Here is a 23,296-nt window from a genome sequence, read left to right as displayed (position 1 = left end):
TCGCCAAAGTCGTATGTCGTTTGAGTTACTTGCTACTGACGGCAAGGCTCGTCGCGGTCGTTTGACCTTTCCACGCGGCACCGTAGAAACCCCGGCGTTCATGCCGGTGGGCACCTACGGCACCGTCAAGGGCATGTTGCCGCGGGATATCGTCGCCACCGGCGCGGAAATCATTCTGGGCAACACCTTCCACTTGTGGCTGCGTCCTGGCACCGAAGTGATCAAGAAGCACGGCGACCTGCACGATTTCATGCAGTGGAAAGGCCCGATTCTGACTGATTCCGGCGGTTTTCAGGTGTTCAGCCTGGGCGCCATGCGCAAGATCAAGGAGGAGGGCGTGACCTTCGCCTCCCCGGTGGATGGCGCCAAAGTGTTCATGGGGCCGGAAGAATCGATGCAGGTCCAGCGTGACCTGGGTTCGGACATCGTGATGATTTTCGACGAATGCACCCCGTACCCGGCTGACGAAGATGTCGCTCGCGTGTCGATGGAGCTGTCGTTGCGTTGGGCCAAGCGCTCGAAAGAAGCTCATGGCGACAACACGGCGGCGCTGTTCGGCATCGTTCAGGGCGGCATGCACCAGGACCTGCGCATGCGCTCCCTGGAAGGCCTCGACCAGATCGGCTTTGATGGCTTGGCCATTGGCGGTCTGTCGGTGGGCGAGCCCAAGCACGAGATGATCAAGGTGCTGGATTACCTGCCGGGTCAGATGCCGGCTGACAAACCTCGTTACCTTATGGGCGTTGGCAAACCGGAAGATCTGGTTGAGGGTGTGCGCCGCGGTGTGGACATGTTCGATTGCGTGATGCCAACCCGTAATGCCCGCAATGGGCATCTGTTCATTGACACCGGCGTGCTGAAGATCCGTAACGCGTTCCATCGCCATGATGATTCGCCGCTCGATCCGACCTGTGATTGCTATACCTGCCAGAACTTCTCCCGTGCTTATCTGCATCATCTGGACAAGTGCGGCGAAATGCTGGGTAGCATGTTGAATACCATCCACAATTTGCGCCATTACCAGGTGCTTATGGCTGGTTTGCGCGAGTCTATTCAACAGGGTACATTGGCCGCCTTTGTCGATGCCTTCTACGCCAAACGCGGGTTACCTGTTCCGCCTTTGGACTGAGTTTTCTGACCCCAAGATTCAACATTTGCAACTGGAGTGCTAAATGAGCTTTTTTATCTCTAATGCCATGGCTGACGCTGCTGCACCTGCGGCAGGCCCAATGGGTGGCGGCTTTGAGTGGATTTTCCTGGTCGGTTTCCTGGTCATCTTCTACCTGATGATCTGGCGTCCACAGGCCAAGCGCGCCAAAGAACAGAAGAACCTGCTGAGCAGCCTGCAGAAAGGCGACGAAGTTGTGACCACCGGTGGTATCGCCGGCAAGATCACTAAAGTGGCAGACGATTTCGTTGTTCTGGAAGTTTCCGACACTGTCGAAATGAAGTTCCAGAAGGGCGCTATTGCCGCGACGCTGCCAAAAGGCACGCTGAAAGCGATCTAAGTTTCAACTTCATATTCAATCGACGGGGCGCGCAAGGCGCCCCGCGTCATAAACGGGCGGCGTGATGCTGAACAAATACCCTCTGTGGAAATACATTCTGATCCTGGCGGTGCTGGCGGTCGGTCTGATTTATTCCGCTCCCAATCTATATCCTGATGACCCGGCCATTCAGGTCAGCGGTGCAAGTACTGCGCTGTTGGTCAATCAGGCTGATCTGGATCGCGTGAGCACAGCGCTCAAGGAATCCGGGATCAACGTCAAGGCAGCCACGCTGGCGGCCAATGGCAAGGGCGGTCTGATTCGTCTGACCAAGGCTGAAGATCAGCTGCCGGCCAAAGACGTCGTGCGCAAGGCATTGGGTGATGACTACGTCGTTGCACTGAACCTGGCACAAACCACGCCGCAGTGGCTGCGCAGCCTCGGCGCGCACCCGATGAAGCTGGGTCTGGACTTGTCCGGTGGTGTGCACTTCCTGCTGGAAGTGGACATGGACAAAGCCCTCGACGCACGCTTGAAAGTGTACGAAGGCGATGTAAAGAGCCTGTTGCGTAAAGAGAAACTGCGCTATCGCAGCCTGCCGCAACTCAACGGTGCCATTCAGCTGGGCTTCAGTGATGAAGCAACCCGCGAACAGGCCCGTGCGCTGGTCCGCAAGAACTTCAACGATTTCGACATTGTTCCGGCCGACCTGAATGGTCAACCGGTGCTGCGTCTGGCGATGACCCCAGCCAAGCTGGCGGAAATCCGCGAATACTCCATCAAGCAGAACTTGACCACGGTACGTAACCGCGTCAACGAACTGGGTGTTGCCGAACCGATCGTTCAGCGTCAGGGCGCCAACCGCATTGTGGTTGAATTGCCGGGCGTTCAGGACACCGCAGAAGCCAAGCGTATCCTCGGCAAGACGGCCAACCTCGAGTTCCGTCTGGCGGCTGAGCCAGGTGCTTCGAAAGCCACTTCCGAAACCTTCGAGTTCCGTGAAGGCAAGCGTCCGCCGGCACAGATCGAGCGTGGCCTGATCATCACCGGTGACCAAGTGACTGACGCCAAGGCTGGCTTCGGCGAGCACGGCACGCCAGAAGTGAACATCCGTCTGGATGGCCACGGTGGCGAGCTGATGAGTCGTGCGACTCGCAGCAACGTCGGTCGCAGCATGGCGGTGATCTTCATCGAACAACGCCCTGTGACCACCTACACCAAGCAAATGGTCAACGGCGTCGAGAAAGACGTTGCGGTCCAGACGTTTAAAGAAGAGAAGAAGATCATCAGCCTGGCGACCATCCAGTCGCCGCTGGGTGCTCAGTTCCGCATCACTGGCCTGAACGGCCAGGGCGAGTCGTCCGAACTGGCGCTGCTGCTGCGTGCCGGTGGTCTGGCTGCACCAATGTACTTCGCTGAAGAGCGCACCATTGGTCCAAGCCTGGGTGCCGACAACATCGTCAAGGGTATCGATGCTTCGCTGTGGGGCATGCTGTTTGTCTCGCTGTTCATCATCGCCATCTACCGCTTCTTCGGCATCATTGCCACCGTCGCGCTGGCGGTGAACATGGTGCTGCTGCTGGCCTTGATGTCTTTGCTGGGTGCAACGCTGACCCTGCCGGGTATCGCCGGTATCGTATTGACCATGGGTATGGCGGTCGATGCCAACGTACTGATCTTCTCGCGGATACGTGAAGAGATCGCGGCGGGCATGACCGTACAACGGGCAATCAACGAAGGCTTCGGCCGGGCATTCACCGCGATTCTCGACGCCAACCTGACCACACTGTTGGTCGGCGGGATTCTCTTTGCGATGGGCACCGGCCCGGTCAAAGGCTTCGCAGTGACCATGTCCCTCGGGATCTTTACCTCGATGTTCACGGCCATCATGGTGACCCGCGCGATGGTCAACCTGATCTTCGGCGGTCGTGACTTCAAGAAGTTGTGGATTTAAGGGGCTGCCATGTTACGTACAATCAACTTCATGGGCGTTCGCAACTTTGCGTTCGGCGTCACATTGTTCCTTACGGCGCTGGCCATTTTCAGCGTCTTCCACAAGGGCATGAACTGGGGCCTGGACTTCACCGGCGGTACGCTCATTGAGCTGACCTACGAGCGTCCGGCTGACGTCACCAAGGTGCGTGAGCAACTGGTGACATCGGGCTATCACGAAGCCATCGTGCAGAGCTTCGGTGCAACTACCGATTTGCTGGTGCGTATGCCGGGTGAAGATCCACAGTTGGGTCATCAAGTGGCAGAAGCGCTGCTGAAAGTCGGCGGTGACAACCCGGCGACGGTCAAGCGCGTCGAGTTCGTCGGCCCGCAGGTGGGTGAAGAACTGCGCGACCAGGGCGGCCTCGGCATGCTGATGGCGCTGGGCGGCATCCTGATCTACCTGGCATTCCGCTTTCAGTGGAAGTTTGCGGTCGGTGCGATTGTTTCGTTGATCCACGACGTGATCGTGACCATCGGTATCCTGTCGTTCTTCCAGATCACTTTCGATCTGACGGTGCTGGCGGCGGTACTGGCGATCATTGGTTACTCGCTCAACGACACCATCGTGGTATTCGACCGGGTTCGTGAGAACTTCCGGGTACTGCGCAAGGCTAACCTGATCGAGAACATCAACATCTCGACCACGCAAACCCTGCTGCGGACCATGGCGACTTCGATCTCCACGTTGCTGGCGATTGCGGCCCTGCTGTTCTTCGGTGGTGACAACCTGTTCGGCTTCTCCATTGCCCTGTTCATCGGTGTTCTGGCGGGTACTTACTCGTCGATCTACATCGCGAACGTGGTGCTGATCTGGCTGAACCTGAACAGTGAGGATCTGATTCCTCCTGCGGCAACCGAGAAGGAAGTCGACGACCGTCCATAACGGCCATCGCTTTCCCGCGGACTGCCAAAAAAGGCGCGAGTTGAACTCGCGCCTTTTTTTATGCTCCAAGGCTGGGAGAAGCGCGGGTTTGTCCCGCATGTGATGGTCAGGAGGTTCATGTGAACAAGTCGTTGCTGGTTGGTGCGGTATTGGGTGCTGTCGGTGTGACTGCCGGGGGTGCTGTTGCCACCTACAGCCTGGTTAAAAGCGGCCCTGAGTATGCGCAAGTACTAGCCGTTGAACCGGTCAAGACACAGATCAAGACGCCACGTGAAGTCTGCAAGGATGTCGCAGTGACTCGGCAAGCGCCGGTCAAGGATCAACACCAGATTGCCGGTACGGTGGTCGGTGCATTAGCAGGTGGTTTGCTGGGTAACCAGATCGGCGGCGGCACCGGCAAGAAGATTGCTACGGTCGCAGGCGCTGTCGGCGGTGGTTATGCAGGCAACAAGGTTCAGGAAGGCATGCAAGAGCGTGACACCTACACCACGACTCAAACTCGCTGTAATACAGTGAATGACATCAGCGACAAGGTCGTTGGCTACGATGTTCGTTATTCGCTGGATGGCAAGGAAGGCAAGGTGCGGATGGATCGTGATCCGGGCAACCAGATCCCGGTCGACAAGGAAGGCAAGCTGGTCCTGTCGCAGAACGAAGAAAACCGCTAAATCTTCAGGCTTAAGCGTTTAAAAAGAAGCACCCTTCGGGGTGCTTTTTTTGTGCCTGGAATTCATGAATCACCGTAAAACCCTGTGGGAGCCGGGCTTGCCCGCGATAGCAATGTGTCAGTCACCATGAAGGGTGCAGGCGAAACCGCCATCGCGGGCAAGCCCGGCTCCCACAAGGATTGGGGGTAATACCCAAATCGCAGGCATAAAAAAGCACCCCGAAGGGTGCTTTCTCTTTCGCTGGAGGCTTAGCGCTTCAGCGAGGCTGGCAGGTGCGGCTGGATCGCCGTCAGAACTGCCTTGAAGCATTTGGTGTTACCAGCAACGACGTGGCCTTTCTCAAGGAATTCGTGACCACCGGTGAAGTCGCTGATCAAGCCACCGGCTTCCTGAATCAACAGGGCGCCTGCAGCCATGTCCCACTCGGACAGGCCCGACTCCCAGAATGCGTCGAAACGACCGGCAGCCACGTAAGCCAGGTCCAGGCTCGCTGAACCCGCGCGACGGATGCCGGCAGTCTGGCCAACCAGGGCGCGGAACATGCCCAGGTAGTTGTCGAGGTTGTCCATTTGGTCGTCACGGAACGGGAAGCCGGTACCCAGCAGGGCGCCGTCCAGGCTGGTGCGACCGCTGACGCGCAGACGACGACCGTTCAGTTGAGCGCCGCGACCACGGCTGGCGGTGAATTCTTCCTGGCGAACCGGGTCCAGAACAACAGCGTGTTCCAGGCGACCGCGGTATTTGCAGGCGATGCTGACAGCGAAGTGAGGAATGCCGCGCAGGAAGTTGGTGGTGCCGTCCAGCGGATCGATGATCCACAGGTATTCTTCGCCTTCGATACCGTTGCCGGCGTGCATGCCGGTTTCTTCACCCAGGATCGAGTGGTTCGGGTAGGCCTTGCGCAGCGCATCGATGATTTTCTGTTCGGCGGCGCGATCCACCTCGGATACGTAATCCTTGGCGTCTTTTTCGTCGACCTTGATGGTATCCAGGCGCTCGATGGAGCGGAAAATCAATTCACTGGCGCTGCGGGCGGCGCGCAGCGCGATATTCAGCATGGGCTGCATGGATGTGTCACCTAAGGTTGTTAAAGAAAGCCGAGCATTCTATCAGAACTTTTCTACAGGTGAAGGTCGGTGTTCGCTTTCATAGCTTAACGGTGTGTCCCGCCTCAGAAATACGTTCACTTTTTGACGAGTGGTCAATGTTGGCGGGCAAGGCGCCGCGCCGACTCATGGCTTGCTATGGGGAGAAGCGGCAGCGCAGCATGCCGACATTGAACGCCGTCAAAAGTGAACAGTTATTTTTGAGGCGGGACACCCGGAGGAACTGTAAGATTCGGCTCCTTATTTCTGTGTTCGAGACTGCCTCCCGTGCTGCATAACATTCGTGTCGTCCTGGTCAATACCAGCCATCCCGGCAACATCGGCGGGGCTGCGCGTGCCATGAAGAACATGGGCCTGTCGCGGCTGGTGCTGGTCGAACCGCGGCAGTTTCCGCATCACGAAGCCGACGCTCGTGCTTCCGGTGCCGGGGATGTCCTTGAAAACGCGCAAGTCGTCGCCACCTTGGAAGATGCCTTGGTCGGCTGCAATCTGGTGCTCGGCACCAGTGCTCGCGACCGGCGCATTCCCTGGCCGCTGCTCGATCCCCGCGAATGCGGTGTGAAAGTGGTGGAAGAAGCCGGGCAGGGCGCCGAGATTGCCTTGGTGTTTGGTCGTGAAGATTCCGGTCTGACCAATGAAGAGCTGCAGCGATGTCATTATCACGTGCACATTCCATCAGACCCTGAGTTCAGCTCGCTGAACCTTGGGGCGGCGGTGCAGGTGCTGGGCTATGAAGTGCGCATGTCCTGGCTCGCGGCCCAAGGGCAGCCGAGCAAGGTCGAGAAGGATGAAGTGGCGTCCACCAAAAGTGGTGAACTGGCGACCATGGATGAGCTGGAGCGATTCTATGAGCACCTGGAACACACCCTGGTGGCCATCGAATTCCTCGATCCGGAAAAACCACGGCACTTGATGGCGCGCCTGCGCCGGTTGTACGGACGTAGCTCGGTCAGCCGGGCGGAAATGAACATATTGCGTGGCATCCTCACGGAAACCCAAAAAGCGGCCCGTGGCGAGCTTCTAAAGCGGAAGGATTAATGATGTTTGAGCGTTTGCGTGAAGATATCCAAAGCGTATTCCATCGAGACCCGGCGGCGCGTAACGCTTTTGAAGTTCTGACGTGCTACCCGGGCATGCATGCCATCTGGATTCACCGTCTGTCGTCGGTCTTGTGGCGCGCAGAGCTGAAATGGCTGGCGCGACTGGTGTCGAACTTCGGTCGCTGGCTGACCGGGATCGAGATTCATCCGGGTGCCAAAGTCGGTCGTCGCTTCTTTATTGATCATGGCATGGGCATCGTTATTGGTGAAACCGCCGAGATCGGTAATGACGTCACCCTTTATCAAGGTGTGACGCTGGGTGGCACCAGCTGGAACAAGGGCAAGCGTCACCCGACCCTTGAAGATGGCGTGGTGGTGGGGGCGGGCGCCAAGGTGCTGGGTCCGTTTACCGTCGGCGCGGGTGCCAAGGTTGGTTCTAACGCCGTAGTGACCAAGGCAGTGCCTGCCGGCGCGACCGTTGTCGGTATTCCAGGGCGGATCATCGTCAAGTCCGATGACGAGCAGGATGCCAAGCGCAAGGCCATGGCCGAGAAAATCGGCTTCGATGCCTACGGTGTCGGCGAAGACATGCCGGACCCTGTAGCGCGTGCCATTGGTCAGTTGCTGGATCACTTGCAGGCGGTCGATGGTCGTCTGGAGGGGATGTGCGGCGCACTGAAGGATCTGGGCAGTAATTACTGTGCCAAGGACCTGCCTGAACTGCGCGAAGAAGACTTCGCCTGTGTGAAGGACAAGGATCAGAGCCAGGCGAGCTAGACCGGGTCGACTTCAATCGCGGGCAAGCGCGCTCCCACAGGTATCTCAGTGTTCACACGGGACCCTGTGGGAGCGGGCTTGCCCGCGATGAACGATAACGCGCAATTGCTGGCTGTAACCGTCCAGCCTTTGCTATGATGCGGCCGCTCTTTTGCGGGTAAACCTGACTAAAGTACTAGGTCTTATAGTTGACTTAAACACTCGGGAATTGCATACTCGCCCCATTCCGAACTCCGTGGTAATTGTCCATGCGACTGACTACAAAAGGCCGATACGCCGTGACCGCCATGCTCGATCTGGCGTTGCACGCGCAGCACGGGCCGGTGTCCCTGGCCGATATCTCCGAGCGCCAAGGCATCTCCCTGTCCTACCTCGAACAGCTTTTCGCCAAATTGCGCCGTAGCAATCTGGTGTCCAGCGTCCGCGGTCCGGGCGGCGGCTACCAACTGTCCCGCGAGATGCAGGGCATCCAGGTCGCCCAGGTGATCGATGCGGTGAACGAATCAGTAGATGCCACCAAATGCCAGGGCCAAGGCGATTGCCATTCAGGCGACACCTGCCTGACTCACCACTTGTGGTGCGACTTGAGCCTGCAGATTCACGAATTTCTGAGCGGTATCAGCTTGGCTGACCTTGTGACTCGCCGTGAGGTACAAGACATAGCCCAGCGTCAGGACCAGCGCCGTTGCAACAGCAAGGCGCCACGCCTGGACAAGATTGAAGCGTCCGCCGTCGAATGACAGCCAAAGAGCTAACGGCACGCCAGCCAGCCTGATTTAGGAGATAGTCCATGAAATTGCCGATTTACCTTGATTACTCTGCGACCACCCCGGTTGATCCGCGTGTTGCGCAAAAAATGAGTGAATGCCTGCTGGTTGACGGAAACTTCGGTAACCCGGCGTCCCGTTCCCACGTGTTCGGCTGGAAAGCTGAAGAGTCCGTCGAAAACGCCCGTCGTCAGGTCGCAGACCTGGTCAACGCCGATCCGCGTGAAATCGTCTGGACCTCCGGTGCCACCGAATCCGACAACCTGGCAATCAAGGGTGCGGCGCATTTCTATGCGACCAAAGGCAAACACCTGATCACCACCAAGATTGAGCACAAGGCTGTCCTCGACACCATGCGCCAACTGGAGCGTGAAGGCTTCGAAGTAACCTACCTCGAGCCTCAGACTGATGGTCTGGTAACGCCGGCGATGATCGAAGCGGCCCTGCGTGACGACACCATCCTGGTCTCGGTCATGCACGTGAACAACGAAATCGGCACCATCAACGACATCGAGGCCATCGGCGAACTGACCCGCTCCAAGGGCATTCTGTTCCACGTCGACGCGGCTCAGTCCACCGGCAAGGTCGACATTGACCTGTCGAAGCTGAAAGTCGACCTGATGTCGTTCTCTGCCCACAAAACCTACGGCCCTAAAGGCATCGGCGCGCTGTACGTCAGCCGCAAGCCGCGTGTTCGCATCGAAGCGACCATGCACGGCGGCGGTCACGAGCGTGGCATGCGTTCCGGCACCCTGGCGACCCACCAGATCGTCGGCATGGGTGAAGCTTTCCGCGTAGCCAAAGAAGACATGGCTGCCGAAAACGTGCGCATCAAAGCCCTGAGCGACCGCTTCTTCAAACAGGTCGAAGGCCTGGAAGAGCTGTACATCAACGGCAGCATGACCGCTCGTGTACCGCACAACCTGAATCTGAGCTTCAACTACGTTGAAGGCGAGTCGCTGATCATGGCGCTCAAGGACCTGGCGGTTTCGTCCGGTTCGGCCTGCACCTCGGCGTCCCTTGAGCCTTCGTACGTACTGCGCGCCCTGGGCCGCAACGACGAACTGGCACACAGCTCGATTCGCTTCACCTTCGGCCGTTTCACCACCGAAGAAGAAATCGATTACGCCGCGCAGAAAGTCTGCGAGGCCGTTACCAAGCTGCGCACTCTGTCGCCGCTGTGGGACATGTACAAAGACGGTGTCGACATTTCGAAAATCGAGTGGGCGGCACACTGATTTCAAGTCGCCGCGAACCGGCCCTGTACAACCCAGGTTGGCAGGGCTTAAAGAGCGACTCTCTGATGAGTGAGGATTAAGCATCATGGCTTACAGCGAAAAGGTCATCGACCACTACGAAAACCCGCGCAACGTCGGCAAGATGGACGCGGAAGATCCTGATGTCGGCACCGGCATGGTCGGCGCTCCGGCGTGCGGCGACGTTATGCGCCTGCAAATCAAGGTCAACGAGCAAGGCATCATCGAAGACGCCAAGTTCAAGACCTACGGTTGCGGTTCGGCTATCGCCTCCAGCTCCCTCGCTACCGAGTGGATGAAGGGCAAGACCCTGGACGAAGCCGAGACCATCAAGAACACTCAGCTGGCTGAAGAACTGGCCTTGCCGCCAGTGAAAATCCACTGCTCCGTACTCGCAGAAGACGCTATCAAAGCGGCCGTTCGTGACTACAAGCAGAAGAAAGGCTTGATCTGACTTTCAGGTTTTGGCGACGAGTAAGGAGTCACCGATGGCTATCAGCATGACAGAAGCGGCTGCTCGACACGTGCGGCGCTCCCTCGACGGGCGCGGCAAAGGTGAAGGGATTCGTCTGGGTGTTCGCACCACAGGCTGTTCCGGCCTTGCCTACGTGCTGGAGTTTGTCGACGAGGTGGTTGAAGAGGATCAGGTGTTCGAAAGTCACGGTGAAAAAGTGATTATCGACCCGAAAAGCCTGGCCTACCTGGACGGCACCGAGCTCGATTTCGTCAAGGAAGGGTTGAACGAAGGCTTCAAGTTCAACAACCCCAACGTACGCGGTGAATGTGGCTGCGGCGAAAGCTTCAACATCTGAGGCTTGTCGTGGGTACTCCTTGTCATTTCGCTTTATTTGAGCTGCAACCGAGTTTCAATCTGGACCTCGACCAGCTGGCTACGCGCTACCGTGAGTTGGCGCGCAGTGTTCATCCGGACCGCTTTGCTGACGCTTCCGAGCGTGAGCAGCGGTTGGCGCTAGAGCAATCCGCGAGCCTCAACGAGGCCTACCAGACGCTCAAAAGTCCGCCCAAGCGCGCGCGTTACTTGCTCGCCTTGAACGGTGGTGAGCTGCCGCTGGAGGTCACGGTGCATGATCCGGAGTTTTTGCTGCAGCAGATGGAGCTGCGTGAAGAGCTCGAAGACCTGCAAGACAGTGCTGATCTGGCCGGTGTTGCAGCGTTCAAGCGTCGCTTGAAAACCGCCCAGGATGTACTGAACCAAAGCTTCGCGGCTTGTTGGAATGATGCGGCGCACCGTGAGCAGGCCGAACGCCTGATGCGGCGCATGCAGTTCCTCGACAAGCTCACCTACGAAGTGCGCCAGTTAGAAGAGCGCCTCGACGATTAACCCAGTGCCGCTCCGGTCGCACGCCTGATATACAGATAAGTCCTGATACCAATGGCCCTACTGCAGATCGCCGAACCCGGCCAAAGTCCTCAACCGCACCAGCGTCGTCTGGCTGTGGGGATCGACTTGGGCACTACCAATTCGCTGGTCGCTGCGTTGCGCAGTGGTCTTTCCGAGCCTCTGGCCGACGCTGACGGGCAGGTCATCCTGCCATCTGCCGTGCGTTATCACGCAGATCGCGTCGAAGTCGGCGAGTCCGCCAAACTGGCTGCCGCCACAGATCCCTTGAACACCGTGCTGTCGGTCAAGCGCTTGATGGGTCGTGGTCTGTCCGACGTCAAGCAATTGGGCGATCAACTGCCGTACCGCTTTGTCGGTGGCGAGTCGCACATGCCGTTCATCGACACCGTGCAGGGGCCGAAAAGCCCGGTCGAAGTCTCCGCCGATATCCTCAAAGTGCTGCGTCAGCGCGCTGAAGCGACCTTGGGTGGCGAGCTGGTCGGCGCGGTGATTACCGTTCCCGCCTATTTCGATGATGCGCAGCGTCAAGCCACCAAGGACGCGGCCAAGCTCGCCGGTCTGAACGTGCTGCGTTTGCTCAATGAACCAACCGCCGCCGCTGTGGCTTACGGTCTGGATCAACACGCTGAAGGCCTGGTCGCCATTTATGACCTGGGCGGCGGCACCTTTGATATTTCGATTCTGCGCCTGACCGGCGGCGTGTTTGAAGTTTTGGCTACCGGCGGCGACAGCGCGCTGGGCGGCGATGACTTCGATCACGCGATCGCTGGCTGGATCATCGAGAGCGCCGGTCTGTCCGCCGACCTCGATCCGGGGGCGCAGCGTCAACTGTTGCAAGCGGCTTGTGCCGCCAAAGAAGCGCTGACCACCGCCTCGTCGGTTGAAGTGGCTCATGGCGGCTGGAAAGCCGAGCTGACCCGCGAAACCTTTGATGCGCTGATCGAGCCGATGGTCGCTCGCAGCCTGAAAGCCTGCCGCCGCGCCGTGCGTGATTCGGGTGTTGAGCTGGAAGAAGTGCACGCGGTGGTCATGGTCGGTGGTTCGACACGTGTGCCTCGCGTTCGCGAAGCGGTCGCGGAAGCCTTTGGTCGTCAGCCGCTGACTGAAATCGACCCGGATCAAGTGGTGGCCATCGGTGCCGCGATCCAGGCCGATACGCTGGCTGGCAACAAGCGCGATGGCGATGAACTGCTGTTGCTTGACGTGATTCCGTTGTCCTTGGGGCTGGAAACCATGGGCGGCCTGATGGAGAAGGTGATTCCGCGCAACACCACCATTCCCGTCGCTCGCGCCCAGGACTTCACGACTTATAAAGATGGCCAGTCGGCCATGGCGATCCACGTGTTGCAGGGCGAGCGCGAGCTGATCAGCGACTGCCGCTCCCTGGCACGCTTCGAATTGCGCGGCATTCCAGCGATGGTGGCCGGTGCGGCGAAGATTCGCGTGACCTTCCAGGTTGATGCTGACGGTCTGCTCAGCGTTTCGGCCCGTGAATTGGGTTCGGGCGTTGAAGCGAGCATTCAGGTCAAGCCGTCCTACGGTCTGACCGACGGCGAAATCGCCAAGATGCTCAAGGATTCGTTCCAGCACGCCAATGACGATAAAGTCGCCCGTGTACTGCGTGAGCAGCAAGTCGATGCACAGCGCCTGATCGAGGCGGTGCAGGCCGCCCTTGATGTCGACGGTGAGCGCCTGCTCGACGCCGAAGAGCGCATGGTCATCGAGTTGCAGATGCAGGAACTGGCCGAACTGATGAAAGGTACCGATGGTTACGCCATCGAGCAGCAGACCAAGCGTCTGTCGCAAGTGACCGATGCCTTTGCTGCCCGCCGCCTGGACTCGACGGTGAAAGCCGCGCTGGCGGGGCGCAACCTGAACGAGATTGAGGAATAACGATGCCGCAGGTCATTTTTCTGCCACACGAGAAGTTTTGCCCGGACGGCATGGTTGTAGAGGCTGAGCCCGGCATTTCCATCCTCGAACTGGCGCACGAACACCACATCGAGATGGAAAGTGCCTGTGGTGGCGTCTGTGCCTGCACCACGTGTCATTGCCTGATTCGTGAAGGCTTTGATTCGCTAGAAGAGGCTGACGAGCTGGAAGAAGACTATCTTGATAAGGCTTGGGGGCTGGAAGCTCAGTCCCGCCTGGCGTGTCAGGCCAGAGTCGGCACGGAAGACCTGACCGTCGAAATTCCGAAATACTCGCTCAACCACGCAGCCGAAGCGCCGCACTGATTCAAGGAATTGTCATGAGTCTCAAGTGGACTGATGTGCTGGAGATTGCGATCCAGCTGGCTGAAAGCAAGCCCGATGTTGACCCTATGTCGGTCAACTTCGTCGATCTGCGCAAATGGGTTATGGAATTGCCCGATTTCGACGACAAGCCTGAGCATAGTGGCGAAAAGATTCTGGAGGCCATTCAGGCCCACTGGATCGAAGAACGCGACTGAGCCACGCTGCAGGTTAGGCAATACCCAAGAACCCGCGTATAATTCGCGGGTTTAATTTTTCACAAATTACCGTTTCTGGAGTTACACCATGGCTGTTCAACGTACTTTCTCCATCATCAAGCCTGACGCTGTTGCAAAAAACGTCATCGGCGAGATCACCACTCGTTTCGAAAAAGCAGGCCTGCGCGTTGTAGCTTCGAAACTGAAGCAACTGTCCAAAGCTGAAGCTGAAGGCTTCTACGCTGAGCACAGCGCTCGTGGTTTCTTCAACGACCTGGTTGCTTTCATGATCTCCGGCCCGGTTGTTGTTCAGGTTCTGGAAGGCGAAAACGCTATCGCTCTGAACCGTGAGCTGATGGGCGCTACCAACCCTAAAGAAGCTGCTGCCGGCACCATCCGCGCTGACTTCGCTGACTCCATCGACGCCAACGCTGTACACGGTTCGGACTCCGAAGCCGCTGCTGCTCGCGAAATCTCGTACTTCTTCGCAGCTACTGAAGTAACCACTCGCTAAGCATTGGCTTAAGAGTGAAGGTGAATCCATGACTACATCGACTGTAAAAACCAACCTGCTGGGTCTGACTCAACAGGAAATGGAAAAATTCTTCGACTCGATCGGGGAGAAGCGTTTCCGTGCCGGTCAGGTAATGAAATGGATTCACCACCTTGGCGTCGATGATTTCGACGCCATGACGAACGTCAGCAAAGCCTTGCGCGACAAGCTCAAGGTGATTGCTGAAGTTCGCGGTCCTGAAGTGGTCAGCGAGGACATTTCCACCGACGGCACCCGTAAGTGGGTGGTGCGCGTGGCATCCGGCAGCTGCGTCGAGACCGTGTACATTCCCCAGGGCAAGCGCGGCACTCTGTGCGTTTCGTCCCAGGCAGGCTGTGCCCTGGATTGCAGTTTCTGCTCCACCGGCAAGCAAGGTTTCAATAGCAACCTCACCGCGGCCGAAGTCATCGGTCAGGTGTGGATTGCCAATAAATCGTTTGGCAGCATCCCGGCGACTGCCGACCGTGCCATCACCAACGTGGTGATGATGGGCATGGGCGAGCCGCTGCTGAACTTCGACAACGTCGTCGCGGCCATGCACCTGATGATGGACGACCTGGGCTACGGCATTTCCAAGCGCCGTGTGACCCTGTCGACCTCCGGCGTGGTACCGATGATCGATGAGCTGTCCAAGCACATCGACGTCTCCCTGGCGTTGTCGCTGCACGCACCGAATGACGCATTGCGTAACCAATTGGTGCCGATCAACAAGAAATATCCGCTTAAGATGCTGCTCGAGTCGTGCCAGCGCTACATGTCGTCCCTGGGCGAAAAGCGCGTGCTGACCATCGAGTACACCTTGCTCAAGGACATCAACGACAAAGTTGAACACGCCGTTGAGATGATCGAGCTGCTCAAGAACATCCCGTGCAAGATCAACCTGATTCCGTTTAACCCGTTCCCGCATTCCGGTTACGAGCGCCCGAGCAACAACGCGATTCGCCGGTTTCAGGATCAGCTTCACCATGCAGGCTTCAATGTCACCGTACGCACCACTCGCGGTGAAGACATCGATGCCGCGTGTGGCCAATTGGTAGGGCAGGTGCTGGATCGCACCCGTCGCAGCGAACGTTATATCGCCGTGCGCGAGTTGAGCGCCGAGAACGATATGGCTACAAACGCTGCGAAATAATTAAAGAGAGGATCTCTATGTCCCTGCGCTTCGCGCTGCTTTTGCTGTGGGCCAGCCTATGTGCTGGTTGTGTCCTGTCGGGCGATTTCAACCCGATGAAGACCAGCAAGGGGCGCGATGAAGCGCGTGTGGCTTATGTACAGCTGGGCCTGGGGTACTTGCAGCAGGGCATGACCGAGCGCGCCAAGGTCCCGCTGAAAAAGGCGTTGGAGCTGGATGACTCGGACCCTGATGCCAACGCCGCGCTGGGTCTGGTGTTCCAGGCTGAAATGGAGCCGGAACTGGCCGACCAGCATTTTCGCAAGGCATTGTCTTCCCGCCCCAACGACGCACGAATCCTGAACAATTACGGCAGTTTCCTCTTCGAGGAAAAACGCTACAAAGAGGCGTACGAGCGCTTTGAACAGGCCGCCGCCGATACGCTGTATCCTGAGCGTTCGCGAGTATTCGAGAACCTGGGCATGACCGCTTCAAAGTTGGGCGAGCGTGATCTTGCACAGCAGCAACTCGAAAAAGCCCTGCGTTTGAATCGCCAACAGCCACGTGCATTGCTCGAAATGGCTGAGTTGTCCTTCGAAGACAGGCATTATGTGCCCGCGCGTGACTATTACGATCGTTTTAGCCTGCTGGCCGAGCAAAATGCACGTAGTCTATTGCTCGGCGTTCGGCTGGCAAATGTGTTCGAAGATCGCGACAAGGCCGCAAGTGCAGGCCTGCAACTAAAACGACTCTATCCCGGTACGCCGGAATATCAGCAATACCTGTCGGAGCAATGATGAAAGCGGCGCATCCCGAAGTTGTAGCAGCGAATCGCGTTAACCCCGGTGAGACTTTGCGCCAGGCCCGCGAAAGCAATGGCTGGTCGCTGGCCGAAGTGGCCCTCAAGCTCAACCTCACCGTCACCTCCTTGAGCAATCTTGAAGCCGGCGCATTCGACAAGCTGCCTGGGCATACCTTTGCTCGCGGTTATATCCGTGCGTACGCCAAATTGCTGGGCATGGACCAGGCCGTTCTCGTCCAGCAGTTCGACCAGTCCACCGGCACCGATTCCCAGGGCAGCAGCGTTCACAGCCTGGGGCGTATCGAAGAGCCGGTACGGGTTTCCCATACTATTTTGCGCATCGTCAGCCTGTTGCTGCTGATCGCGGTGATTGGGGGTGGTTTTGTCTGGTGGCAGGATCAAACCTCGCTGCGCACCAAGGATTCGATCGGCCTCGCCCCGGAACATGTAGAAGTTGAAGGCGCCGACGGCACCACCCAGATCCATCCGCTGGACGAGCCGGAAGACCAGGCCGTCGCGGAAGGTCAGGCGGAAGGGACTACTTCGCTGGCATTGCCACAAGCCGAGACCTCCTCTGAAGCACCGGCTGAAGCTGAAGCAACCACGCCGGCTGCTCCGGTAGTATCGACACCGGTGGCTCCGACGCACAACGCCGCTCCTGTTGTTGCTGCTCCAGCGCACAACACTGCCCCAGTGGTTGCGACGCCGACTGCTCCGGCGCCGGCTGCTCCAGCGGTTCCGGCACCGGTAGTGACCGCTCCGGTTGCTCCTGCCGCACAGGCACAGGTTGCGACGGCTCCAGTAGCCGGTCAGGGCCAGGTTCAGCTGCAGTTCACCGCCGATTGCTGGACGCAAGTGACCGATGGCACCGGCAAGGTGCTGTTGAGTGGTCTCAAGCGTAAAGGCGATAGCGTTTCCGTCAGCGGCAAGCCGCCGTTTGCCGTGCGCCTGGGCTTCGCCCGTGGTGCGCAGGTCAGCTACAACGGTCAGGCGGTTGATGTCGCTCCGTTCACCAGTGGCGAGACTGCTCGCCTGAAGTTGGGTCAATAAGTCATGCACGGCGAATCTCCAATCAAACGTCGCGAATCCCGCAAGATTTGGGTCGGTAACGTGCCTGTTGGCGGCGATGCGCCTATCGCTGTGCAGAGCATGACCAACAGCGATACCAATGATGTTGCCGCCACCGTGGCCCAGATCAATCGTCTGGAAGCCGCTGGCGTCGACATCGTGCGCATTTCCGTGCCAGACATGGATGCCGCCGAAGCCTTCGGCAAGATCAAGAAACTGGTCAAAGTGCCCTTGGTGGCCGACATCCACTTCGACTACCGGATCGCATTGCGCGTGGCCGAGTTGGGTGTGGACTGCCTGCGGATCAACCCGGGCAACATCGGTCGCGAAGACCGCGTCCGCGCGGTAGTCGATGCCGCCCGTGATCGCGGGATTCCGATCCGCATCGGCGTCAACGCCGGTTCCCTGGAAAAAGACCTGCAGAAGAAGTACGGCGAGCCGACCCCGGCAGCGCTGGTTGAATCTGCCCTGCGTCACGTCGAGCACCTCGAACGCCTGAATTTCCAGGACTTCAAGGTCAGCGTGAAGGCCTCTGACGTGTTCATGGCCGTCGAAGCCTACCGTTTACTGGCCAAGGAAATCGTCCAGCCGCTGCACCTGGGTATCACCGAAGCGGGTGGTTTGCGTTCAGGCACAGTGAAATCCGCCGTGGGCCTCGGTATGCTGCTCGCCGAAGGGATTGGCGATACTATTCGCATCTCGTTGGCGGCTGACCCGGTCGAGGAAGTGAAAGTCGGCTACGACATTCTCAAATCCCTGCATTTGCGTTCCCGTGGCATCAACTTCATCGCCTGCCCGAGCTGCTCGCGGCAGAACTTCGATGTGGTCAAGACCATGAACGAGCTGGAAGGGCGCCTCGAAGACCTGTTGGTGCCGCTGGATGTCGCGGTCATCGGATGCGTGGTCAACGGGCCGGGTGAAGCCAAGGAAGCCCATATCGGCTTGACCGGCGGCACGCCCAACCTGATTTACATCGACGGCAAGCCGTCGCAGAAACTGACGAATGACAATCTGGTGGATGAGCTTGAACGCTTGATCCGCCAGAAAGCGGCCGAGAAAGTCGAAGCCGACGCGGCAGTCATCGCCCGCGGCTGAGCCGAACGAATTTAAGGATTTAAAGTGAGCAAGTCTCTGCAAGCCATTCGTGGCATGAACGACATCCTGCCCGAACAGACTCCCCTGTGGCGTCATTTTGAGGGCACTGTTTCGCGTCTGCTGGATAACTACGGTTACAAGCAGATCCGCATGCCGATCGTCGAGTTCACCGAGCTGTTCAAGCGCTCCATCGGTGAAGTGACCGACATCGTCGAAAAAGAGATGTACACCTTCGAAGATCGCAACGGCGACTCCCTGACCCTGCGTCCGGAAGGCACGGCTGCGTGCGTGCGTGCAGTGCTTGAGCACGGCATCACCGGTGGTGGCCAGGTGCAGAAACTCTGGTACATCGGCCCGATGTTCCGTCACGAGCGTCCGCAGAAAGGCCGTTATCGCCAGTTCCACCAGATCGGTGTCGAAGTGTTCAACCTCGACGGTCCGGACATCGATGCCGAGCTGATCGTGCTGACCTGGCGCCTGTGGGGCGAGCTGGGCATCCGTGATGCGGTCAAGCTCGAGCTCAACAGCCTGGGCACTGCCGAATCGCGCGGTCGCTATCGTGAAGCGCTGGTCGAGTTCCTGTCCGCGCATCTGGACAAGCTGGACGAAGACAGCCAACGCCGTCTGAAGACCAACCCGTTGCGGGTTCTGGACACCAAGAACGCCGACACCCAAGCGATCCTGGTCGACGCGCCAAAAATGGCCGACTACCTGGACGATGAGTCCCGCGTGCACTTCGAGGGCCTCAAGGCTCGTCTGGACGCCGCCGGCATTCCTTATGTGATCAACCCGAAGCTGGTTCGCGGGCTGGATTACTACAGCAAGACCGTTTTCGAATGGGTCACCGACAAGTTGGGCGCCCAGGGCACCGTGTGTGCCGGCGGTCGTTATGACGGTCTGGTCGAGCAGATGGGCGGCAAGCCGACCACGGGCGTTGGTTTCGCCATGGGCATCGAGCGCCTGGTGCTGTTGCTTGAGACCCTGGAGCAGATCCCGGAAGAAATCTCCCGTCAGGTCGATGTCTACCTCTGCGCCTTCGGCGAAGCGGCGGAACTCGCCGGCCTGACCCTGAGTGAACGTGTTCGTGATCAATTGCCCAACCTGCGCCTGCAAGTCAATGCCGGCGCCGGCAGCTTCAAAAGCCAGTTCAAGAAGGCCGACAAGAGCGGTGCGCTGTATGCGCTGATCCTCGGTGACGATGAGATGGCCCAGCAAGTGGTAGGTTTCAAACCCCTGCGTGGCCAGGGCGAACAACAAAGCATTGCCTGGGATGCGCTTGCTGCACACCTGGCCACCTGCGTCGTGCAGGGTTGAAGCTGTCAAACAGCCGATTTAGCGATTAAGGAGTATTGGGGTGTCGAGTACCGAAGACGAACAACTGGCGGATTTGAAGGACTGGTGGTCACGCAACGGCAAGCCCCTGGTTACTGGCGGCCTGCTGGCGCTGGTCATCGTGTTCGGCTGGCAAGCCTTTCACAAATATCAGAGCAATCAGTCGCAAGGCGCCTCGATGCTCTATCAGCAACTGCTCGAAACCACGCTGACGCCTGACGGCAAGCCTGACGCAGCCCGTGTTGCCGACCTGGCTGGCAAGCTCAACAGCGAGTTCGCCGGCAGTGCCTACGCACAATACGGCAGCCTGTTCGTGGCGAAAGTCGCGGTCGACAGCGCCAAGCTGGACGACGCCGCCACCGAGCTCAAAGCCATTGTCGCCAAACCGGCCAACCCGGCGCTGGGTGAAATCGCCCGTCAGCGTCTGGCGCAGGTACTGGCCGCGCAGAACAAGGCCGATGAAGCCCTGAAGTTGCTCGAAGGCGATGCCGACAAAGCATTCCTGGCCACTCGTGAAGAACTCAAAGGCGACCTGCTGGTGCAGTTGGGTCGTACCGACGAAGCGAACACGGCGTATCAAAAAGCCAAGGCAGCCCTGTCGGATGAAGCGGCGGTCGGCGGCCTACAAATCAAGCTGGACGATCTGGCCAAAGGGGATGCGTGACGTGATTCGTTGGAAACATGCAGCATTGCTGGCCCTGGCCATTTTGGCCGCGGGTTGCAGCAGCAACAGCAAAAAAGAATTGCCGCCTGCCGAGCTCGTCGACTTCAAAGAAGAAGTGGTCTTGCACAAGCAGTGGAGTCGTTCGATCGGTGACGGTCAGGGCGAAACCTACAACATGCTGGTACCGGCGATTGATGGCGACAACATCTATGCTGCCGACGTCACTGGCGTGGTGGTCGCGATGGATCGCAGCAATGGCGACGTCAAATGGAAGAAAGATCTCGAACTGCCCGTTTCCGGCGCCGTTGGCGTGGGTTACGGGCTGGTCATGATCGGCACGCTCAAAGGCGAAATCGTTGCACTGGACGCGATCAACGGTGAAGAGAAATGGCGCGCTCGCGTGACCAGTGAAGTCCTCGCACCGCCGGCCAACAACGGTGACGTGGTTGTGGTTCAGACTCAGGACGACCGTCTGATCGGTCTGGATGCCGCGACCGGCAACCAGCGCTGGTTGTATGACAGTACGCCTGCGGTCCTGACCCTGCGCGGCACCAGCGCACCGATCGTGACCAACCGCCTTGCGCTGGCTGGCTTGTCGACCGGTAAAGTGGTCGCTCTGGACATCACCAACGGCGTGCCGGTTTGGGAACAGCGAGTAGCGATTCCACAAGGTCGTTCGGAGCTGGAACGTGTGGTCGATATCGACGGCGGCTTGCTGCTGTCCGGCGGTACTTTGTACGTTGCCAGCTATCAGGGGCGCGTTGCGGCACTGGACCTGGAAAGCGGTCGTCAGCTCTGGCAGCGTGATGCTTCCAGCTATGCCGGTGTCGCCCAGGGCTTTGGCAACGTCTACGTGAGCCTGTCTGCGGGCACGGTTGAAGGCGTCGACGAGCGTTCCACCACTGCATTGTGGAGCAACGACTCGCTGGCCCGTCGTCAACTGTCGGCTCCGGAAGTGTTCTCCAGCTACGTTGCAGTCGGCGACATGGAAGGCTACCTGCACCTGCTGAGCCAGGTGGACGGTCGTTTCGTCGGCCGCGAAAAGATTGACAGCGACGGCCTGCGTGCCCGTCCGCTGGTGGTGGGTGACACGATTTATGTGTATGGCAACAGCGGCAAACTGGAAGCCCTGACCATTAAGTAAAGGTTTGACTATGCTTGGGGTTAATCCCCAGGCAGCCCCGTAACACGGGGTTCGCAGCGCCCTCAAGCGTTGCCCCGAGCACCAGCCGCTGCCTCGCAGCGGCTTTTGTATTTTCTGAAATAACGAAGTGGAGAGCCGCATGGTTCCCGTAATCGCCCTGGTGGGCCGACCGAACGTCGGCAAGTCCACCTTGTTCAACCGCCTGACCAGGACTCGTGACGCCATCGTCGGCGACTTGTCCGGTCTGACCCGTGATCGCCAATACGGTGAGGCCAAGTGGCAAGGGCGTTCCTACATTCTGGTCGACACCGGCGGTATCTCCGGTGACGAGCACGGTATGGACGAAAAAATGGCCGAGCAGTCGCTGCTGGCCATTGAAGAAGCGGATGTCGTTCTGTTCCTGGTAGATGCCAAGGCTGGTTTCACCGCCGCCGACCAGATGATCGCCGAGCATTTGCGCAAACGTAACAAGCGTTCCTACGTGGTTGCCAACAAGGTCGACAACATCGACCCTGAAATGGCCCGCGCCGAGTTCGCCCCGTTGGGCATGGGCCACGCGATTCCTATCGCCGGTGCTCATGGTCGTGGCATCACCCAGATGCTGGAAATCGCCCTGAGCGATTTCCCGAAAGACGAGGAAGAGCCGGAAGACGGCGAAGAAGAGATCGTTGCCGAAGGTGAGGAAGCCAAGCGCATTCCTGGCCCAAGCGAAAAAGACGGTATCAAGATCGCCATCATCGGTCGCCCGAACGTCGGCAAGTCGACCCTGGTCAACCGCATGCTCGGTGAAGACCGGGTGATCGTGTATGACCAACCCGGCACCACCCGCGACAGTATCTACATCCCGTTCGAGCGTAACGACGAGAAGTACACGCTGATCGACACCGCCGGTGTGCGCAAGCGCGGCAAGATCCACGAAGAAGTTGAAAAATTCTCCGTGGTCAAAACCCTGCAAGCGATCAAAGACGCCAACGTGGTGATCTTCGTCATGGACGCCCGCGAAGGCGTGGTGGACCACGACCTCAACCTGCTGGGCTTCGCCATTGAGTCGGGTCGTGCGCTGGTGATCGCGATCAACAAGTGGGACGGCATGACGCCGAGCGAGCGCGACTTCGTGAAGGTCGAGCTGCAACGCCGACTGTTCTTCGTTGATTACGCCGACATCCACTTCATCTCGGCCCTGCACGGCACGGGCGTGGGCAACCTCTACGCCTCGGTACAGAACTCGTTCAAGTCCGCCGTGACCCGTTGGCCGACCAACCGCCTTACCCAGATTCTGGAAGATGCGGTCGGTGAGCACGCGCCACCGATGGTCAACAACCGCCGGATCAAGCTGCGTTACGCCCACTTGGGTGGTGCGAACCCGCCGATCATCGTGATCCACGGTAACCAGATCGAGAAGGTGCCGAAGTCTTACGTTCGTTACCTGGAAAACACGTACCGTCGTGTCTTGAAGCTGGTCGGTACGCCGATCCGCATCGAGTTCAAGGGCGGCGAGAACCCGTTCGAAGGCAAAAAGACCACGCTGACCGACCGCCAGGTCAACAAGAAGCGTCGCATGATGTCGCACCACAAAAAGGCCGACAAAAAGCGCCGCGATAAGAAATAGAAGCAGCTTTAAGTTTCAAGCAGCAAGCTTCAAGTCGAAGCAAGAAAGGGTCCTGTCAGGGGCCCTTTTTTGTGCCTGAAGGTTTGAGGCTTGACCGCTTGCAGCTTGTCGCTTGAAACTTGCA

The 23,296-nt window shown here is 58.6% G+C and carries 25 protein-coding genes; 24 read left to right on the top strand and 1 reads right to left on the bottom strand.

The window, feature by feature from the left end; all coding sequences use genetic code 11:
• The first annotated feature begins 13 nt into the window (after positions 1–13).
• The 5 genes from tgt (at position 14) to H8F22_RS20140 (ending at position 5,033) form a co-directional block, all read left to right on the top strand.
• Positions 14–1,129, top strand: coding sequence for a tRNA guanosine(34) transglycosylase Tgt (gene tgt, locus H8F22_RS20160; RefSeq protein WP_172825974.1), 1,116 nt, complete (start codon positions 14–16; stop codon positions 1,127–1,129).
• 43 nt (positions 1,130–1,172) lie between these two features.
• Positions 1,173–1,508: a preprotein translocase subunit YajC gene (yajC, locus tag H8F22_RS20155; protein ID WP_007982729.1), complete on the top strand. Its 336-nt coding sequence runs from the start codon at positions 1,173–1,175 to the stop codon at positions 1,506–1,508.
• 64 nt (positions 1,509–1,572) lie between these two features.
• The gene (secD, locus tag H8F22_RS20150) at positions 1,573–3,441 is read left to right on the top strand and encodes a protein translocase subunit SecD (protein ID WP_027922741.1); all 1,869 of its coding nucleotides are present in this window, start codon (positions 1,573–1,575) and stop codon (positions 3,439–3,441) included.
• 9 nt (positions 3,442–3,450) lie between these two features.
• Entirely contained in the window at positions 3,451–4,365 is a 915-nt protein-coding gene (secF, locus tag H8F22_RS20145; RefSeq protein WP_027922742.1) for a protein translocase subunit SecF, read from the top strand.
• A 119-nt stretch (positions 4,366–4,484) separates the two neighbouring features.
• Positions 4,485–5,033 (top strand): glycine zipper 2TM domain-containing protein, encoded by a 549-nt coding sequence (locus H8F22_RS20140; protein ID WP_027922743.1) that lies wholly within the window; start codon positions 4,485–4,487, stop codon positions 5,031–5,033.
• Between the two features lie 248 nt (positions 5,034–5,281).
• Here the strand turns inward: H8F22_RS20140 and suhB are convergent, their stop codons facing one another.
• Positions 5,282–6,100: a type III secretion system regulator SuhB gene (gene suhB / locus H8F22_RS20135; protein ID WP_027922744.1), complete on the bottom strand. Its 819-nt coding sequence runs from the start codon at positions 6,098–6,100 to the stop codon at positions 5,282–5,284.
• Positions 6,101–6,406: 306 nt separating this feature from the next.
• On the opposite strand from suhB, the gene trmJ reads away from it, so the two are divergent.
• From trmJ to der, 19 genes are all read left to right on the top strand, one after another.
• The gene (gene trmJ, locus H8F22_RS20130; RefSeq protein ID WP_027922746.1) at positions 6,407–7,177 is read left to right on the top strand and encodes a tRNA (cytosine(32)/uridine(32)-2'-O)-methyltransferase TrmJ; all 771 of its coding nucleotides are present in this window, start codon (positions 6,407–6,409) and stop codon (positions 7,175–7,177) included.
• 2 nt (positions 7,178–7,179) lie between these two features.
• Positions 7,180–7,956, top strand: coding sequence for a serine O-acetyltransferase (cysE, locus tag H8F22_RS20125; protein ID WP_027922747.1), 777 nt, complete (start codon positions 7,180–7,182; stop codon positions 7,954–7,956).
• 248 nt (positions 7,957–8,204) lie between these two features.
• A complete protein-coding gene (gene iscR, locus H8F22_RS20120; RefSeq protein WP_027922748.1) occupies positions 8,205–8,696 on the top strand; it encodes a Fe-S cluster assembly transcriptional regulator IscR in 492 nt (163 codons plus the stop codon).
• 50 nt (positions 8,697–8,746) lie between these two features.
• A complete protein-coding gene (locus tag H8F22_RS20115) occupies positions 8,747–9,961 on the top strand; it encodes an IscS subfamily cysteine desulfurase (protein WP_027922749.1) in 1,215 nt (404 codons plus the stop codon).
• 85 nt (positions 9,962–10,046) lie between these two features.
• Positions 10,047–10,433: a Fe-S cluster assembly scaffold IscU gene (gene iscU, locus H8F22_RS20110; RefSeq protein ID WP_003443374.1), complete on the top strand. Its 387-nt coding sequence runs from the start codon at positions 10,047–10,049 to the stop codon at positions 10,431–10,433.
• A gap of 34 nt (positions 10,434–10,467) precedes the next feature.
• Positions 10,468–10,791: an iron-sulfur cluster assembly protein IscA gene (gene iscA / locus H8F22_RS20105; RefSeq protein WP_027922750.1), complete on the top strand. Its 324-nt coding sequence runs from the start codon at positions 10,468–10,470 to the stop codon at positions 10,789–10,791.
• 8 nt (positions 10,792–10,799) lie between these two features.
• Complete coding sequence (gene hscB, locus H8F22_RS20100) at positions 10,800–11,321, top strand: co-chaperone HscB (protein WP_027922751.1); 522 nt, start codon at positions 10,800–10,802, stop codon at positions 11,319–11,321.
• A gap of 51 nt (positions 11,322–11,372) precedes the next feature.
• Positions 11,373–13,235 (top strand): Fe-S protein assembly chaperone HscA, encoded by a 1,863-nt coding sequence (gene hscA, locus H8F22_RS20095; RefSeq protein ID WP_194940597.1) that lies wholly within the window; start codon positions 11,373–11,375, stop codon positions 13,233–13,235.
• A 2-nt stretch (positions 13,236–13,237) separates the two neighbouring features.
• Positions 13,238–13,579: an ISC system 2Fe-2S type ferredoxin gene (fdx, locus tag H8F22_RS20090; protein ID WP_027922753.1), complete on the top strand. Its 342-nt coding sequence runs from the start codon at positions 13,238–13,240 to the stop codon at positions 13,577–13,579.
• A gap of 14 nt (positions 13,580–13,593) precedes the next feature.
• Positions 13,594–13,794, top strand: coding sequence for a Fe-S cluster assembly protein IscX (gene iscX, locus H8F22_RS20085; RefSeq protein WP_027922754.1), 201 nt, complete (start codon positions 13,594–13,596; stop codon positions 13,792–13,794).
• Between the two features lie 88 nt (positions 13,795–13,882).
• On the top strand, positions 13,883–14,308 hold the full coding sequence (gene ndk / locus H8F22_RS20080) for a nucleoside-diphosphate kinase (RefSeq protein ID WP_007903599.1): 426 nt from the start codon (positions 13,883–13,885) through the stop codon (positions 14,306–14,308).
• A 28-nt stretch (positions 14,309–14,336) separates the two neighbouring features.
• Positions 14,337–15,479 carry a 23S rRNA (adenine(2503)-C(2))-methyltransferase RlmN gene (rlmN, locus tag H8F22_RS20075; protein ID WP_027922755.1) on the top strand — a complete coding sequence of 381 codons (1,143 nt, stop codon included), beginning with the start codon at positions 14,337–14,339 and terminating at the stop codon, positions 15,477–15,479.
• A gap of 17 nt (positions 15,480–15,496) precedes the next feature.
• Positions 15,497–16,255 (top strand): type IV pilus biogenesis/stability protein PilW, encoded by a 759-nt coding sequence (gene pilW, locus H8F22_RS20070; protein WP_059182202.1) that lies wholly within the window; start codon positions 15,497–15,499, stop codon positions 16,253–16,255.
• A complete protein-coding gene (locus tag H8F22_RS20065) occupies positions 16,255–17,310 on the top strand; it encodes a RodZ domain-containing protein (RefSeq protein ID WP_194940596.1) in 1,056 nt (351 codons plus the stop codon). Before pilW ends, H8F22_RS20065 begins: the two co-directional genes overlap by 1 nt.
• 3 nt (positions 17,311–17,313) lie before the next feature.
• Complete coding sequence (ispG, locus tag H8F22_RS20060) at positions 17,314–18,423, top strand: flavodoxin-dependent (E)-4-hydroxy-3-methylbut-2-enyl-diphosphate synthase (protein WP_027922758.1); 1,110 nt, start codon at positions 17,314–17,316, stop codon at positions 18,421–18,423.
• Between the two features lie 24 nt (positions 18,424–18,447).
• The gene (gene hisS / locus H8F22_RS20055; RefSeq protein ID WP_059182204.1) at positions 18,448–19,737 is read left to right on the top strand and encodes a histidine--tRNA ligase; all 1,290 of its coding nucleotides are present in this window, start codon (positions 18,448–18,450) and stop codon (positions 19,735–19,737) included.
• 40 nt (positions 19,738–19,777) lie between these two features.
• Entirely contained in the window at positions 19,778–20,419 is a 642-nt protein-coding gene (locus tag H8F22_RS20050; protein ID WP_027922760.1) for a tetratricopeptide repeat protein, read from the top strand.
• Positions 20,412–21,563 carry an outer membrane protein assembly factor BamB gene (bamB, locus tag H8F22_RS20045; protein WP_027922761.1) on the top strand — a complete coding sequence of 384 codons (1,152 nt, stop codon included), beginning with the start codon at positions 20,412–20,414 and terminating at the stop codon, positions 21,561–21,563. The genes H8F22_RS20050 and bamB overlap by 8 nt, the downstream gene beginning before the upstream one ends.
• Positions 21,564–21,702: 139 nt before the next feature.
• A complete protein-coding gene (gene der / locus H8F22_RS20040) occupies positions 21,703–23,172 on the top strand; it encodes a ribosome biogenesis GTPase Der (RefSeq protein WP_027922762.1) in 1,470 nt (489 codons plus the stop codon).
• Positions 23,173–23,296: the final 124 nt, after the last annotated feature.

The organism is Pseudomonas mucoides, assembly GCF_015461845.1.
Lineage (GTDB): Bacteria > Pseudomonadota > Gammaproteobacteria > Pseudomonadales > Pseudomonadaceae > Aquipseudomonas > Aquipseudomonas mucoides.
This window is presented reverse-complemented; position numbering and strand designations above follow the sequence as displayed.